We start from the raw sequence: 15018 nt of genomic DNA on the forward strand, positions 1-15018 counted from the left end.
CCTCCTACTCTAATCGTGTCCCAAAATAATCAGAACCATTCGTTCAGTTAGAGCTCAATGATCTTCGTAGCAATATTTTTGCAAAATTCGTTGTCATGCTCCACAAAAAGAATCGTCGGTGAGTATTCAAGCAGTAACTCTTCAATTTGCATGCGAGAAATAACATCAATAAAATTAAGCGGTTCATCCCAAATTTGCAAATGAACTTTCTCGCAAAGACTTTTGGCGATTAGCACTTTCTTCTTTTGGCCGCCGCTGAAAGCTGAAATATCCTTCTCAAATTGAACTCTGGAAAAATCAAGCTTTCTTAAAATCGATTTAAAAAGGCTTTCATCAATCCCATTGTTTCTAGCGTAGTCCGTTAAATTGCCTTGCAAATGTGAGGTATCCTGTGATACATAGGATATTTTCAGCTGACTTCCCTTTCTGAAAGTTCCTGTATAGTTGATATTCTCGCCGCAAATCAATTTGATAATGCTTGATTTTCCGGAGCCGTTAATACCTGTAAGCGCAATTCGATCCCCTTGCTCAATCGTAAAACTTATATCCGTGCAAACCCTCTTCTCACCGTAGTAAATCGAAACATGGTCGAGTTCGGCAAGTTGGTTTTTATGAAAAGCAAGTTGTGTAATCTTTAAGCTTTCGGAGTTTTCAATATTTTTCAGGAGCATAGACCTTTCGTCAATAGCGGCTTGCTGTCTATGCTCAGTTGCTTTAGAGCGTTTCATCATTTTAGCAGCCTTGTGACCAATATACCCTTTATCTACTTTGGAACCGGAATTTCTTGTACCGTTTTTCGTTTTTTCCACTTCGTGTGACCAGTTGCTCGTTCGATTAGCGGAATCCGACAAACGTTTAATGTCTTTTCTCAGCTTTTCGTTCTCCGCAAGCTCAAAGTTATCTTGTCTCTTTTTATTTTCCCACCAATCGGAGAAATTACCTTTTTGTATTTCTACGTTGGTCTTATTGATTGAAAGGATGTGATCTACGCAGTTATCAAGAAACGATCTGTCGTGAGACACCAGAATAAATCCGCTTTTGGCATTCAGATAATCGCTGACCAGTTTTCTTGCATTCCTATCCAGATGGTTAGTTGGTTCATCAATTAACAGAAAGCTATTTTCCTTAAGAAATAAGGCAGCCAACAACACTTTCGTTTGCTCTCCGTTGGACAATGAATCAAAGGGCCGATATAAAACATCTTCAGAAACCTTTAGCAAAGAAAGTTCACGCATTAATTCCCAGTGAAGATAGTCTGGAAAAATGTCGTAGATCACATCAAGAGTATTATTTTCTTTGTTTTCGACATGGAAAGGGAAATATTCAAAGCTGACACTAGCTGAAATATTTCCACTGTATTCATATTTACCAAGCAGCAAGTTGAGAAATGTCGTCTTACCTCTACCGTTTCTTCCCGTGAATCCTAATTTCCAATCGGTATCTATTTGAAAATTTACGTTTTCAAATAGGTCATCGTAACTGCCCTCATAGGCAAACGTCAAGTTTGTAACATTAATTAATGACATAAAATATCCTCCTGTATAATAAATATAAAAGCTACAAGAAAGTTACTTTCTTGTAGCTCAAATAAATACATCAAATCCAACCCACTATGGAGTTAGATAAGGAAGGATATATTATTTGAGTGAAAAGATTGAGTAACTTTCTTGCCTATAAAGAATAAAACATGCGAAAATACCGCTTTGATTGTTTTATTAATCTTTATTGTTAGCAAGAAAAATCACATTATTCTTTTCACTCCAATCACTAAATTATAAGCATCTTATCATACGCATTTTTTAATTTCAACAAATTTACTTGGTATCACTTCAAAGTTATGACTACATTTCCTTTTTTGTGGCCTTGGTCGACATAGCGGTGTGCCTCGACAATCTGCTCCAGCGGATAGCAGCGATCAATAACCGGTTTTAACCGCCCCGTCTCCGTAAGCTCTTTGAGAAAAGCTAGATCTTCTTTGCGTGGGACTGCTGTCCCGCCGATGACTTTCTTGCCTGTTGTCAGCGCATACCACAGTCCTTTAATCTCTGGCCCTACCATAACCGTATGAAGATAATATCCTTTGTTCTTCAGCGAGTTTTTACATTGTGAAAACTTAGTCTTGCCTGCCGCGTCAAAAATAATATCGTAGGTCTCGCCGTTTTTCGTAAAATCCTCTTTCGTGTAGTCAATGACCTTATCAGCTCCTAAAGATTTTACCAATTCTATATTCGCGGTACCGCATACCCCAGTGACTTCGGCCCCATAGTACTTGGCAAGCTGTACCGCAAAAGTGCCGACACTACCCGAAGCGCCAATGATGAGGACTTTTTGTCCGGGCCGAATGTTGCCTTCTTTGAGGAAAAACAAGGCTGTATTTGCTCCAACGACAAGAGTCGCGGCTTCCTCATAGGTCATATTGTTCGGTTTTGTTACCACCGCCCCGTCTTCGGGCAAACATTTATACTCGGCGTGGGCTCCAAATTTCACCTTGAAGGTCGATGCAAAAATCGGGTCGCCTGCCTTGAACCGTTTTACATCTTTGCCGACTGCTTCAACTTCACCGGCCAGCTCCATTCCGAATATCGGATTTCTTGGTTTTCTGAAACCTAAAGCGATTCGACCGGGAAGCCAGAACATGGGAGGAACTGTAAAGCTTCGCATTCTACAGTCTCCGACGTTTACGGTTGTCGCATGCACTTTTACCAATATTTCATTGTCTTTGGGCATAGGTTTGTCGACTTCTTTGAGCTGAAGAACCTCCGGTGATCCGTATTTGGTTGCTACAATAGCTTTTATAAGTATTCCTCCTTATTATTGAATCCTTTAACGATGAGCCATACGGCTAGAATCATTTCATTTGCTGCTACTGGCAGCGCCAGAATAGCACCCCAAGTAGAAACTTGTTCAATTACACCGAACATTACCAACAAGGCACAAATAAAAACAAGGGTTGCCCCTGTCATACCCAAGATGGGTATAAACCTGTGTACGAGCTTGGATTTATAAAAAATATAACTGTACATCATCGTGTTGATGCCTAGCATGAAAAGAGGCCCAAGCAGGAAGGTCCAGTCATGAATGGCTTTCAATACTGTGCCTGAAACTTGAAAAGAGGCGGTATCCGGGGCTCCTGCTGCTACAAATTCCCGGCTTAAGGTCAATAGGGACAGTACGCTGATTACACCGACAGTAATGATAACCGCTTCAAGAAACCTGAAGCAAAGATGCCAAAGAGCAATCGTTTCATTATATTTTCTTAGATATGGAAACATCGTAGTTGCAGTACCAACCGCTGAAACGACAAGAATTAACTCCATAAGCGCTCCCAGTATAACCTGGTTGGCGTGTTCGGAACCTTGAATCAGGTAATCGGGACCGTTTAGGATAGGATCGTATAAAAGAAGACCTATTACCGCCGTAACGGCTGCAAGTATAAACAGCACTCCCACAATTTTTGCGGCTTTTTTGTTTGAATTCATTCTGGCAACTCCTTTCTGATAATAATCAGACATACGTCTTCTTCATCCACTCCGTTATGCCAAGTCCCTCCGATTCGTGTAATTCCTCAACATCGGCCATTCTAATCAATGACCCGTCTTTGATGGCTATGAAGCTGTCTAATATCGATTCGATTTCCGTTATTACATGACTCGTCATGACCAGTGTCTGAGATTCCAAGTCGATATATGAAATCATTCCCTTCACGATAGATTGTCTCACCAACGGATCAAGTCCGGATAATGGTTCATCCATTAGAATGTAAGGCACTTCTCTGGCTAGAGTTAACACGATCTTTAATCGGCCGCGATTTCCTATGGAGAGATCTCTGATTTTCTTATCTGGTTCCAGCTGCAAATACTTCATGATTTCTTCGGCCTTGGCGATATTAAAGTCAGTAAATTGCGAAGCCTGAAAGACCAGCGCTTCTCTTACCGTGAATAGGGGATAAAATGAATCATGCTCTGATAAGTAAGATACGAGCTTACTGACTTTTCGATTCGCGATTTCTCCATTAACGGTTACCGACCCGCTCGTCGGATACGAAAGTCCCGCCATAAGCTTCAGTAGCGTTGACTTTCCGCTGCCGTTCTCGTCTACGATGCCTATGATCTTACCCAGTGGCACCGTTAATGAAATGTTCTTGATTGCGGAACGTTTCTTATACGTCTTAGATAAATTCATCAATTTAATCACATTAAACATCTCCTTTGCCCATTTTGTTTAAGTGGTCTTGTAGTCCCGAGATCATTTCATAGGAGCTGTACCCCATTTCCTGCATGACTTTGACAAACGTTTGAATCTGCTCATCTTTTAAATTCCCGCGTAGTTGAATCAGACGATCCTCTTGTTCCGTGACGAACGTCCCTTGACCCCTTCTCGTTTCCAAAATACCCTCACGCTCCAGTTCGCTGTAAGTTCGCTGAATCGTATTCGGATTGACGTTGTAGGTTATCGCCATTTCCCGGACGGATTGAAGCTTCTCGCCTGCTTTTAACTCTTTGCTAACGATCATTCGATGGATCCGATCTGCCAATTGCAAATAGATTGGTTTTGAAGTATTGAATTCATCCATCCATCGTTACACCTCGACTTTCCTATCGATGATCCAAGCACTCAAATAAAACAGTCCGACGATAACGATTAAATGATGTAGATATTCCCCCGTATATACGAGTATAGGGTCTATCGAGAATGTCGGAAAATTCATTTCCAAGCTTCCCCATTGCGTTAATTGCTTGTATAGGTTAGAGGAATCGAATAGCGCGCCAATCCAGCTTGGTATGAGGACCGCTCCAAGAAGCGCTAACCAGGTCCAACGCCCGATTCTATTTTTAAGCGCATGGTATATGGACCATAGGAGTATCACCCAAACACCGATCATAATGGAGATCATCAAAATATGCAGGAAAATCAACACACCAGCCATCCAAGTATCCGTCCAATACGCTTCGATTAAATGGAACCTTGAAATAATCAACGATCCCGCCATCGAATATAGGACAACTAAGGATACAACGCTCATGACAAGCCCATTCAATACTTTGCTGAGAAGTAAAGCTGAGGCCGATCGGGGATTGTGCAGCCAAAGGTGCAGTTGGTCAGTCTCTGTTCTCAAGCTGATAAACAGCATGGTCGGAAGATATAAAACATGAAATACAACAGCGACTGCCAAAGGTATAAATAGGTACAAATTATCGCCCGTATTTGCATCCACAAATAACGTCAGCAATAAAATCAAGATGTTAATGACAATCCCTACGAAAAAAACAGTTCTTGTTAACCGAAAATCCTTTTGTATATAGCTGCCCATGCGGCCATTTCAATCTCCCCTTATGTTGAATTCAAACAGCGAATTATTGTACTAGTGTGATAGTACACTAACCCGTTAGTTCATGTCAATGGGCATTAAAAATAGGTCAACCAGAAGTTTCTGGCTGACCTACAACCGTGATTATGGAGAAGACTTGTACTTCATTACTTTGCTTGAATGTACCCTTCCGCTTTCAGCAATTCGGCGATCAGGACGGCCCCGCCTGCAGCTCCGCGCAGCGTATTATGCGAGAGTCCTACGAATTTATAATCGTATATCGAATCCTCGCGCAATCTCCCCGCCGATACTCCCATGCCTCGCTCGATATCGCGATCCAGCTTGGTCTGCGGTCTGTTCTCTTCTTCGAAATACGTGATGAACTGCTTGGGCGCGCTTGGCAGACCAAGCTCCTGCGGGCGACCTTTGAATTGACGCCAACGATCGAGAATTTCATCTTTCGAAGGTTTGTTCTCGAACGAGGCGAAGACAGTAGCTAGATGTCCGTCCAATACCGGAACGCGAATGCACTGCGTCGTAATTAAAGGCGCGCTTGCTTTAACGATTTGATTATTTACGATATTGCCCCATATACGCAACGGCTCCTGCTCGCTCTTCTCTTCCTCGCCGCCGATATAGGGAATGACATTATCTAACATTTCAGGCCAATCAGCGAAGGTTTTGCCGGCGCCGGAAATCGCCTGGTAGGTCGAAGCGACCACTTTCGTTGGTTTGTAATCCAGCAATGCATGGAGTGCGGGCACGTAGCTCTGAATGGAACAGTTGGGCTTAACGGCAATAAAGCCGGTCGAGGTTCCCAACCTCTTTCTTTGCGCTGCAATGACTTCGATATGCCCCGGATTCACTTCCGGAATGACCATCGGGATATCGGGCGTCCAGCGATGAGCCGAGTTATTCGAGATCACGGGCGTTCCCGTCTTGGCGTAGGCTTCCTCTAACGCTTGAATTTCATTTTTCTTCATATCTACCGCGCAAAAAATAAAATCGACGGAAGCGGCGACTTCTTCTACTTTCGACGCATCCTGGACGACGATCTTTTTCACATTTTCGGGAATCGGGCTAGACAATTTCCATCTGCCTTGCACGGATTCTTCGTAAGTTTTCCCAGCAGAGCCGGCACTAGCCGCGATAGCTGTTACCTTAAACCAGGGATGCTGATCCAGCAACTGAACGAACCGCTGCCCAACCATACCCGTTCCTCCGACAATACCGACTTTAAGTTTTTCCGTCATCTGATATTCCAATCCTTTCGTTTTGTCGTTTCTGAGCACAAAAAAATCCCACCCCCAAGACATAAGTCTCAGGGACGAGATTAATTACTCGCGGTACCACCCCAGATTCGCGAATAGGTCGCCATATTCGCCTCTTCAAGTACGGCATTAACAACAAGTAATGCTTATACTTTAGCTCTGTAACAGGAGCTCCTGACGCGCCACCCCCTCTTGAGGTTCCGACGCGCTGCTCTGAGGCTTTCTTCAATAAAGAATTCTTTGCTCCTTTTCAGCTGGCGGAGCTCTCTGCGAAAGAATTCATTTATTTACTCTTCTCTTCATCGCATTTGATTATTGCGATTATATTATCAAATCGCGGCGGCGCGGTAAAGCTTTCTTTTGAAAAAGTTTTTATTCGTTATTCTCCATCCATTGAAAATGGAAACTTCCCTTGCGGTCCAGCCGCTCGAACGTGTGCGCGCCGAAATAATCTCTCTGCGCTTGCAGCAAGTTAGCCGGTAGCCGTTCTGTGCGATAGCTGTCGTAGTAGGCGAGCGCGGACGCGAACGCGGGCACCGGAATGCCGCGGGTTACGGCGATCGCGATCACCTTCCGCCAAGCTTCCTGGTAGCTCTTAACGATACCGCCGAAGTAATCATCGAGCAGCAAGTTTTTCAGCGCGGGATCGCGGTCGTACGCGTCCTTGATGTTTTGCAGGAATCCCGCGCGGATAATGCAGCCTCCGCGGAAGATCATCGCGATGCCGCCGTAGTTCAAATTCCAACCGTACGCGTCGGACGCGGCTCTCATCTGCGCGAAGCCTTGTGCGTACGACGCGATTTTGCTGGCGTACAGCGCTTTGCGGACGGCTTCGACGAATTCCCGCGCATCTCCCTCATAGCCCGAAGCCGCAGGTCCGGTCAGCTTCTTGCTTGCGGCGACGCGCTCATCCTTCAGTGCGGAGATAAATCGGGAGAAGACGGATTCGGTGACGATAGACAGCGGAACGCCCAGGTCGAGCGCGCTTTGACTCGTCCATTTACCGGTTCCTTTTTGACCTGCCGAATCGAGGATGACGTCGACGATCGGTTTGCCCGTTTCCGGGTCCTTCTTCGAGAAAATATCGGCCGTTATTTCGATAAGATAGCTGTCCAGCTCGCCGTTGTTCCACTCGGCGAAGATGTCGTGAAGCTCGTCGCTACCTAATCCCAGCACGTCTTTCAGCAAATGATACGCCTCGCCGATGAGTTGCATATCGCCGTATTCGATGCCGTTATGCACCATTTTGACATAATGTCCGGCGCCGTCTTCTCCGATATAGGTTGAGCAAGGATCGCCGTTCACTTTGGCTGATATGGCGGTCAAGATCGGTTCCACAAGCTCATAGGCGTCCTTCTGCCCGCCCGGCATAATTGCAGGACCGTTCAGCGCTCCTTCTTCCCCACCCGATACGCCCGCTCCGATAAAGCGAAATCCTTGTGCCTGCAAATCTTTATTTCTTCTTTGCGTGTCGGGGAAATAGGCGTTTCCGCCATCGATAAGAATATCCCCTTGGCTAAGGTGTGGTACGAGTTGGTTAATCGTATCGTCCGTCGGTTGTCCCGCTTTGACCATAATCAATATTTTACGCGGCGTTTCGAGCGATTGGACGAATTGTTCGACGCTGTAAGTGCCGACAAGGTTCTTTCCTTTCGCTTCCTCCAACAGTTCATCCGTTTTCTCCGGCGAACGATTAAATAAAGCTACGGAGAACCCTTTGCTTTCGATATTCAAGGCGAGGTTCTTGCCCATGACGGCCAAGCCGACCACGCCGATTTGCTGTTTGCTCATAGTAGGTTCCTCCTTTTCCTCTCCATCTTATCTCTTTATTGAACTGCTTTTTTCCAATCGGCGGCGAATTTCTCCATCCCTTGATCCGTCAGCGGATGCTTGGAGATTTGTTCGATAACCGTGAATGGAATCGTAGCGATGTGCGCGCCTGCCATTGCAACGCGTGTCACATGATCCGGGTGACGGACGGAAGCCGCGATTATTTGCGCTTCCAGATTGTGAATTCGGAACAATTCGGCAATTTTAGTGACCAATAGAACGCCATCTTCCGAAATGTCATCTAAGCGGCCAAGAAACGGAGACACATAAGTAGCGCCTGCGCGAGCGGCCAAGAGCGCTTGGTTTACCGTGAAGATCAACGTGACGTTTGTTTTTACGCCTTTTTTAGTCAAGTAACGGCAAGCCGCTAAACCAGCCAGCGTCATGGGAAGCTTGATCGTGATGTTTTTGTCGTTATTATTGATCTTGATCAATTCATTCGCTTGCGCGATCATTTCTTCCGCCGTAACCGCATCAGGCGTTACTTCGGCGGATACCGATTCAACCTCGGGCACTTCCCGCAAGATTTCCGCGATTCGGTCTTCGAATTTAACCCCTTCCTTGGCTACCAAGGAAGGATTCGTCGTCACGCCGGACAAGATGCCGATTTCATAGGCTTTTTTGATGTCTGTCAAATTCGCTGTGTCGATAAAAAATTTCATAGTTTATTACCTCCGATATTTAATATAGTTAAATAACAAGTTATTTCAGTAATTCTTTCGTTAAGCGAACGACGTTATCGACTGTAAAACCGAAGTAAGCCATGACCTCACTGCCCGGTCCCGAAGCGCCGAACGTATCGATCGACAACACTTTCCCGCCTAGTCCCGTATAGCGTTCCCAACCTAACGAAATACCGGCTTCAATGGCGATCCGCTTCGACACGGAATCAGGCAGAACGCTATTCTTATAGGCTTCGGGTTGACGATCAAACAGCTCTCTACTCGGCATGGCAACGACTCGAACGGAAATGTTATCCCGCTCAAGTTCCGCTTTGGCGTTCACGGCCAGGGAAACTTCCGAACCGGTACCGATCAGAATGACGTCCGGTTGATTATTCGTTTCCGTCAGGACGTATGCTCCCTTGGAGATATCTTCACTATTGGCTTTGGTCGTCTCATATATCGGCAGATTCTGTCTGCTCAGCACCAGGGCTATAGGACCTTCCTTTTGCTGCAACGCATACGCCCATGCACTTGCCGTTTCGTTGGCATCGGTCGGCCTAATCACCGTAAGACCCGGGATGGTACGCAGCGCAGCCAAGTGCTCAACTGGCTCATGCGTTGGTCCGTCTTCCCCGACGGCAATGGAATCGTGGGTAAATACATAAATGACGGGCAGCTTTTGCAGCGCGGCCAAACGGATGGACGGGCGCAAGTAATCGCTGAATACGAAGAACGTGCTTACGAAAGGTTTGACGCCTCCATGCAGCGCCATGCCGTTGCCGGCTGCGCCCATCGCATGCTCGCGGACGCCGAAGTAAATATTGCGTCCGGAGTAGGATTGTACGGCGAACGTTTGCTCGCCTTTGATATCCGTCATCGTCGAATGCGATAAATCCGCGCTGCCTCCGAAAATAGAAGGAACGATTTTCACGTAATGATTTATCGCTTCGCCGCTCGCTACGCGAGTTGAAATGGTTTTGGAAGCGTCAAACGTAAGGATATCATCGGCTGCAATCGATACAGACCCGTCGATGACTTGCGCTAGCTCCTTGCCTTGCGAAGGATATTGCGTCGTGTACGAAACGAGAAGATTGTTCCATTCTTCTTCTTTGGCCGCGCCTTTCCGTTTAAGATGCTCAAAATGCGCTTTGACTTGCTCCGGAACGGTGAACTCTTCCTCATAGTGCCAGCCGTATACTTGCTTGGTTGCCTTAGCCTCTTCTTTGCCGAGCGGATTTCCGTGTACTTTGTTCGTTCCCGCTGCCTTGCTGCCGTAACCGATAATCGTGCGAACCTCGATGAGTGTCGGCTGCGAATCGTTTCGCTTGGCTGCTGCGATCGCTTCGGAGATACACACAATGTCATTGCCGTCTTCAACCCGTAAATATTGCCAATTCGCCGATTCCGCTCTCTTTTGCATATTTTCCCCGAAGGAAAGGTTAAGCTCTCCGTCGAGCGAGATGTCGTTGGAATCATACAGCACGATTAATTTGCCAAGCTTCATATGACCCGCCATGGACATCGCTTCGTAAGAGATCCCTTCCATCAAACAGCCGTCCCCGACAAGCGCATACGTATGATGATCGACAACCGGGAAACCGTCTTGATTGTATTTCGAAGCGAGATGAGCTTCGGCCATCGCCATCCCGACCGCCATCGCCATCCCTTGTCCCAAAGGTCCCGTTGTTGCATCCACGCCATCCGTGTGCCCGTATTCGGGATGTCCAGGAGTCAGGCTGTTCAGCTTGCGAAAATGTTTCAAATCATCGACCGACACTCGATAACCGGACAAATGCAGAAGGCTGTAAAGCAAAGCCGAGCCATGGCCAGCCGACAGAACGAAGCGATCGCGATTGAACCACTTCGCGTTGCCGGGATTATGATTCAAATGAGCGGACCAAAGGGCGTAAGCCATTGGAGCGGCGCCCATCGGCAATCCCGGGTGACCGGAATTGGCGCTGTTGATGGCATCGATGGACAACGTTCGGATCGTATCGATCGCTAATTGATCAATGGTTTGCGTTGTAAGCATATTGTACTCCTTCGCTGATATCGGTATTTTGTTCAGGCTTGGAATCGAACCACCAATGGAAGCCGTCGTTCGCGAGGAGCGCATCGGATTCGGCAGGTCCGTAAGTACCCGCTGCGTACGAATGAAGAGGAACCAAGTTCTCTTCGAATGCGTCCAGGATAGGTTGAACCCATTGCCAAGACAATTCAACCTCGTCCCAATGCGCGAAAAACGTAGAGTTTCCGGTTAATGCATCGTAAATCAAATTCTCGTAAGCTTCGGGAGAATTTTGTTCGCTCGCATGAAGATCAATGTGGCTGGGCTTGAAACCCCCTTTATGCCCAGGATCTTTAGCATTGAGTTGCAGCGTAATGCCTTCATTAGGCCCGATATCGATGACTAGGAGATTAGGCGCTATGTGATCATCGTTGTTCGTCGACACCTGCTTCAACGGATCTTTGAACTCGACCACGATTCTCGTGGATTTGTCTTTCATTCTTTTGCCTGTTCGGATATAAAAAGGAACTCCCCGCCAATAGCTATTATCGATCTGTAATTTGGCGGCAATAAACGTATCGTTCATCGAGTCGGGAGCGATACCCGGTTCGGAAGCATAGCCGACAACCGGCTTTCCTTGGATGGTTCCTTCTTGGTACTGCCCGCGAATAACGCTGGCGATAACATCCTCTTTTTGCAACACCTCGAGGGATTCCATCACCTTTTTCTTCTTAAAACGCACTTCCTCTGAGGTACTATCGTGTGGAAGATGAATTGCCGCCATCATCATCAATTGCAGCATATGGTTCTGGAACATGTCTCTCACGGCGCCGACATGATCGTAATAACCCGCTCTCTCTTCGACTCCGACCGATTCATTCGCCGTAATCTGCACGTTGGCAATGTAACGATTGGTCCATAAGGCTTGAATGACCGGATTTGCCTGCTGTAAAGACTCCAACCTCTGCACCATCGGCTTGCCGAGATAATGATCGATTCGGAAAATTTCTTCCTCCGCGAAAGCTTTGCTCAATTTCCGATTGAGGTCCCGGGCCGATTGCAAGTCATGTCCGAAAGGTTTCTCGATCACGAGACGTTTCCAGCCGTTCGTTGATCCCAGTCCGCTATCCTGGATGTTGGCTGCGATTGTTTCGAAATATTCAGGTCCGACGGATAAATAAAAAAGGCGGTTCTGCGGAATACGAAGTTCATCTTCCCGACTTTCGGTCAACTTCAACAGTTTAAGATAATCGTCTTTACGGCCTATATCGAGAACGCTGTACCGGAAAACGCGCAAGAAATCTTTTAACGATCCGGCATCCTTCGCTTCGCGCCTGGAAAACTGACGTAGAGATTGCTCGACATTAGCCTGAAAAGATTCATCGGACCATTCTCTTCTTCCGAGGCCGATCAATGAGAATGCTTGCGGCAGCTTTCCATCGACGAACAAATTATATAGGGCAGGGTAGATTTTTCTTTTGGCTAAATCCCCTGTCGCCCCGAACAAAATAAAAGTAGTTGGCTCCATCTTCCTTCTCCTTCCGGAAGAGCACGTTATAGCTCTGGTTTCTTTTTCATAGTTTCACTATAATACGAATATAAGCCATACAAGTAATTAATATATTTTACAGGAGCTATAGATCACGTCTATGATCAATAACTACGAATTGTACAAAGTATTTTATTGGGCAGCGAAAACCGGCAGCTTGACTCAGGCCGCTAAGACCTTGTACCTCACGCAACCGAGCGTCAGCCACGCCATCAAACAGCTTGAAGACAGCTTTGGTCTCATTTTGTTTTATCGGAATTCCAAAGGCGTCGAGCTAACACAAGAAGGCGCCGTTCTGTATTCCTATATCGAGAAGTCTCAGATCTTAATTTCGTTGGCCGAAGAGAAAATGGCCGCGCTTAAAAACTTGGACAACGGCGAGCTGCGGATTGGCGGAAGCGACTCGTTGTTCAAGCATTATGTGCTTCCGTATTTGGAAGATTTTCATGAGAAGCACCCCGGCATCAAACTGCATCTGAATCACGGAACGACTCCGGAAGTCATTTCTTTCTTAAAAGAAGGCAGAATCGACCTAGGCGTCGTCCGCATGCCGATCGTCGATTCCCAACTTGAAGTGAGGGAGAGTTTCCAGTTGCAGGATTGTTTTGTAGCGGGGGCCCGATACGCCGAGCTTAAGGATATGGTGCTCTCGCTGGAAATGCTCCTCAAGTACCCCATCATCCTATTCTCCCGGAATAGCCGGGCCCGAATGGCGATAACGGAAATCTTTCAAAGCTATGGCTATACGATCAAACCGGAAATCGAGGTTGGTAGCGTGGATCTTCTCATTGAGTTTGCGCGAAGGGGGCTCGGTATCTCTTACGTGACCAGGGAGTTCGTTTCCAAAGAGCTGGAAGAGGGTTCTCTCTTCGAGATTCAATTAGACGTGCCGCTGCCTCCTTCTCACGTGGGGATTATGACGATGAGAAATATGCCGCTCACCAGCGCGGCAAGCAGATTTATTGAATTGGTTCGTTGAATCTTTCCGTAAGTAACTCTGGGGGTTGACCGGTCCGACATTCCTTTTCATGCCTGCGGCTTTACGCGAAAAGGTACCATTATCCCTCCGCATCAGAAGGAGATTAGGCCCCCCGCAGCCTCCCCTACCTCCTTTCCGCGAAATTTACCAGTATTCATATCCGCTGATTGCAACTCCCCACTCAAGTCATGACATTCGAAATTCCGCTTATTGCCAACTCACTGCTGAAGCATGGGGATAATGGTACGATTTCCCCGATATGGCACGGAAATTAGGGGCTTAGTCCCCAACGGAACCGTTCTTGACCGCCCGCGGAATCGTCCCCGGAACCTTCCATCGCGGGAAGGATGCGGGTGATGATCGTACCGTTTCATAGGTATCGGGCCAACAACTCGTTGAGCCTCCTTCGTATCGCATCCTTCAATTCTGCCGGCCCCTCCAAAATGGCCTCGTCCCCTAGTCCGATGAAAAACTCCGTATAAAAAGGTATGTCGCCGCGGGACACGTCTTTGTCGATCGCGCCGCTTCCGTCTTCACGCACATGCAGCATTGGAGCAAGCCACAGCTCGGCTTCGCAACGCTGGACGCCGGATCGGCTCAGCTCCACGCGAAGGCGAATAGGCTCCCTCGGCTCTGCAGCCCCCCGCCTGCTGAGGCTAACGTCTCCCAGGTCGAGCGGTTCTGTTCCGGACATGTCGTACGCCGCCTCACGAATCCGGTCGCACCGAAACACGCGGAAGCCTTGGCGCAGAAAGCAGTAGGCCGTACAATACCAAAAACCGTTGTTCGCGTAAATGCAGACCGGCTGAATCCGGCGGCTGCCTGCCTCCTTCTCCTTTGACTCGTATTCGACGGCCAGCACCTTCCGATGTACGGCCGCATCAAGAAGAATGGCTAAACAGGGAGCATCGCCGCGCCTTGTCGGCGTAATGAAATCGACTCGGTCCTTCATGCCGTCGATCCGGTCCCGGACATCACCAGGCATATGAAGGTAGAACTTGCTCAACGCCGAGGCGGACTCCGCTTCGAATGGCAGCGAGGAATAATGGCGCAGGGCGTGCACGGCAAAGAACATCGCCACGGCCTCTTCCTCCGTGAACGCGATTGGTGGCAGCACCCTCTCCCTTACTACCTGATAGCCCCCATGCGGACCTACTTCCGAGTAGAGCGGCACACCCAACTCGCTCAGTTCCTGCAAATCCCTTAAAATCGTGCGCGTTGAGACGCCGAATTCGTCGGCAAGTTCTTGAACCTTGAACCGCCGCTTTCGGTTGACGGTCATCATCAGTTCCATCAATCTTTTGGACTTGGGCATCCTGAGCAGCCCCTTTTTTTATGAATAAACGAGTTTATGACAGAATGTGTCACCATTATACCTTACGATAGAAAACGCAAGCAATACTAAACC

At 47.4% G+C, this 15018-nt stretch carries 13 protein-coding genes and 1 other annotated feature; of the genes, 1 reads left to right on the forward strand and 12 read right to left on the reverse strand.

From position 1 onward, the window contains the following. Positions 1–47: 47 nt before the first annotated feature. From K7P76_RS25880 to zwf, 11 genes are all read right to left on the reverse strand, one after another. Positions 48–1526 (reverse strand): Lsa family ABC-F type ribosomal protection protein, encoded by a 1479-nt coding sequence (locus K7P76_RS25880; protein ID WP_232188945.1) that lies wholly within the window; start codon positions 1524–1526, stop codon positions 48–50. 298 nt (positions 1527–1824) lie between these two features. Further along, positions 1825–2796, reverse strand: a complete 972-nt coding sequence (locus tag K7P76_RS25885) for an NAD(P)-dependent alcohol dehydrogenase (RefSeq protein WP_232189128.1) — start codon at positions 2794–2796, stop codon at positions 1825–1827. After that, on the reverse strand, positions 2793–3479 hold the full coding sequence (locus tag K7P76_RS25890) for a DUF4386 domain-containing protein (RefSeq protein WP_232188947.1): 687 nt from the start codon (positions 3477–3479) through the stop codon (positions 2793–2795). Before K7P76_RS25890 ends, K7P76_RS25885 begins: the two co-directional genes overlap by 4 nt. Positions 3480–3504: 25 nt before the next feature. Beyond that, positions 3505–4194, reverse strand: coding sequence for an ABC transporter ATP-binding protein (locus tag K7P76_RS25895; RefSeq protein ID WP_232188949.1), 690 nt, complete (start codon positions 4192–4194; stop codon positions 3505–3507). Between the two features lies 1 nt (position 4195). Further along, positions 4196–4573 carry a GntR family transcriptional regulator gene (locus K7P76_RS25900; protein ID WP_232188951.1) on the reverse strand — a complete coding sequence of 126 codons (378 nt, stop codon included), beginning with the start codon at positions 4571–4573 and terminating at the stop codon, positions 4196–4198. A 6-nt stretch (positions 4574–4579) separates the two neighbouring features. Beyond that, on the reverse strand, positions 4580–5311 hold the full coding sequence (locus K7P76_RS25905; RefSeq protein ID WP_232188953.1) for a hypothetical protein: 732 nt from the start codon (positions 5309–5311) through the stop codon (positions 4580–4582). 164 nt (positions 5312–5475) lie between these two features. Further along, positions 5476–6561 carry an aspartate-semialdehyde dehydrogenase gene (gene asd / locus K7P76_RS25910; RefSeq protein WP_232189129.1) on the reverse strand — a complete coding sequence of 362 codons (1086 nt, stop codon included), beginning with the start codon at positions 6559–6561 and terminating at the stop codon, positions 5476–5478. A gap of 67 nt (positions 6562–6628) precedes the next feature. Then, positions 6629–6891, reverse strand: a binding site (T-box leader). 60 nt (positions 6892–6951) lie between these two features. Next, a complete protein-coding gene (gnd, locus tag K7P76_RS25915) occupies positions 6952–8370 on the reverse strand; it encodes an NADP-dependent phosphogluconate dehydrogenase (protein ID WP_232188961.1) in 1419 nt (472 codons plus the stop codon). 35 nt (positions 8371–8405) lie between these two features. Then, complete coding sequence (gene fsa, locus K7P76_RS25920; RefSeq protein WP_232188964.1) at positions 8406–9071, reverse strand: fructose-6-phosphate aldolase; 666 nt, start codon at positions 9069–9071, stop codon at positions 8406–8408. Positions 9072–9111: 40 nt separating this feature from the next. Beyond that, complete coding sequence (tkt, locus tag K7P76_RS25925) at positions 9112–11106, reverse strand: transketolase (RefSeq protein ID WP_232188966.1); 1995 nt, start codon at positions 11104–11106, stop codon at positions 9112–9114. Beyond that, a complete protein-coding gene (gene zwf, locus K7P76_RS25930; protein WP_232188968.1) occupies positions 11084–12610 on the reverse strand; it encodes a glucose-6-phosphate dehydrogenase in 1527 nt (508 codons plus the stop codon). Before zwf ends, tkt begins: the two co-directional genes overlap by 23 nt. Before the next feature lie 121 nt (positions 12611–12731). Here zwf and K7P76_RS25935 point away from each other — a divergent pair, with 121 nt between their 5' ends. Then, complete coding sequence (locus K7P76_RS25935; RefSeq protein WP_232188976.1) at positions 12732–13610, forward strand: LysR family transcriptional regulator; 879 nt, start codon at positions 12732–12734, stop codon at positions 13608–13610. 370 nt (positions 13611–13980) lie between these two features. Here the strand turns inward: K7P76_RS25935 and K7P76_RS25940 are convergent, their stop codons facing one another. Beyond that, positions 13981–14925: a helix-turn-helix transcriptional regulator gene (locus K7P76_RS25940; protein WP_232188977.1), complete on the reverse strand. Its 945-nt coding sequence runs from the start codon at positions 14923–14925 to the stop codon at positions 13981–13983. Between the last annotated feature and the right edge of the window lie 93 nt (positions 14926–15018).

The organism is Cohnella silvisoli (assembly GCF_021190915.1).
Lineage (GTDB): Bacteria > Bacillota > Bacilli > Paenibacillales > Paenibacillaceae > Cohnella > Cohnella silvisoli.

Coding starts and splice junctions, on each gene's coding strand:
- K7P76_RS25880 (WP_232188945.1), bottom strand. CDS start 1,526: ATGTCATTAATTAATGTTACAAACTTGACGTTTGCCTATGAGGGCAGT.
- K7P76_RS25890 (WP_232188947.1), bottom strand. CDS start 3,479: ATGAATTCAAACAAAAAAGCCGCAAAAATTGTGGGAGTGCTGTTTATA.
- K7P76_RS25900 (WP_232188951.1), bottom strand. CDS start 4,573: ATGGATGAATTCAATACTTCAAAACCAATCTATTTGCAATTGGCAGAT.
- K7P76_RS25905 (WP_232188953.1), bottom strand. CDS start 5,311: ATGGGCAGCTATATACAAAAGGATTTTCGGTTAACAAGAACTGTTTTT.
- asd (WP_232189129.1), bottom strand. CDS start 6,561: ATGACGGAAAAACTTAAAGTCGGTATTGTCGGAGGAACGGGTATGGTT.
- gnd (WP_232188961.1), bottom strand. CDS start 8,370: ATGAGCAAACAGCAAATCGGCGTGGTCGGCTTGGCCGTCATGGGCAAG.
- fsa (WP_232188964.1), bottom strand. CDS start 9,071: ATGAAATTTTTTATCGACACAGCGAATTTGACAGACATCAAAAAAGCC.
- tkt (WP_232188966.1), bottom strand. CDS start 11,106: ATGCTTACAACGCAAACCATTGATCAATTAGCGATCGATACGATCCGA.
- zwf (WP_232188968.1), bottom strand. CDS start 12,610: ATGGAGCCAACTACTTTTATTTTGTTCGGGGCGACAGGGGATTTAGCC.
- K7P76_RS25935 (WP_232188976.1), top strand. CDS start 12,732: ATGATCAATAACTACGAATTGTACAAAGTATTTTATTGGGCAGCGAAA.
- K7P76_RS25940 (WP_232188977.1), bottom strand. CDS start 14,925: ATGCCCAAGTCCAAAAGATTGATGGAACTGATGATGACCGTCAACCGA.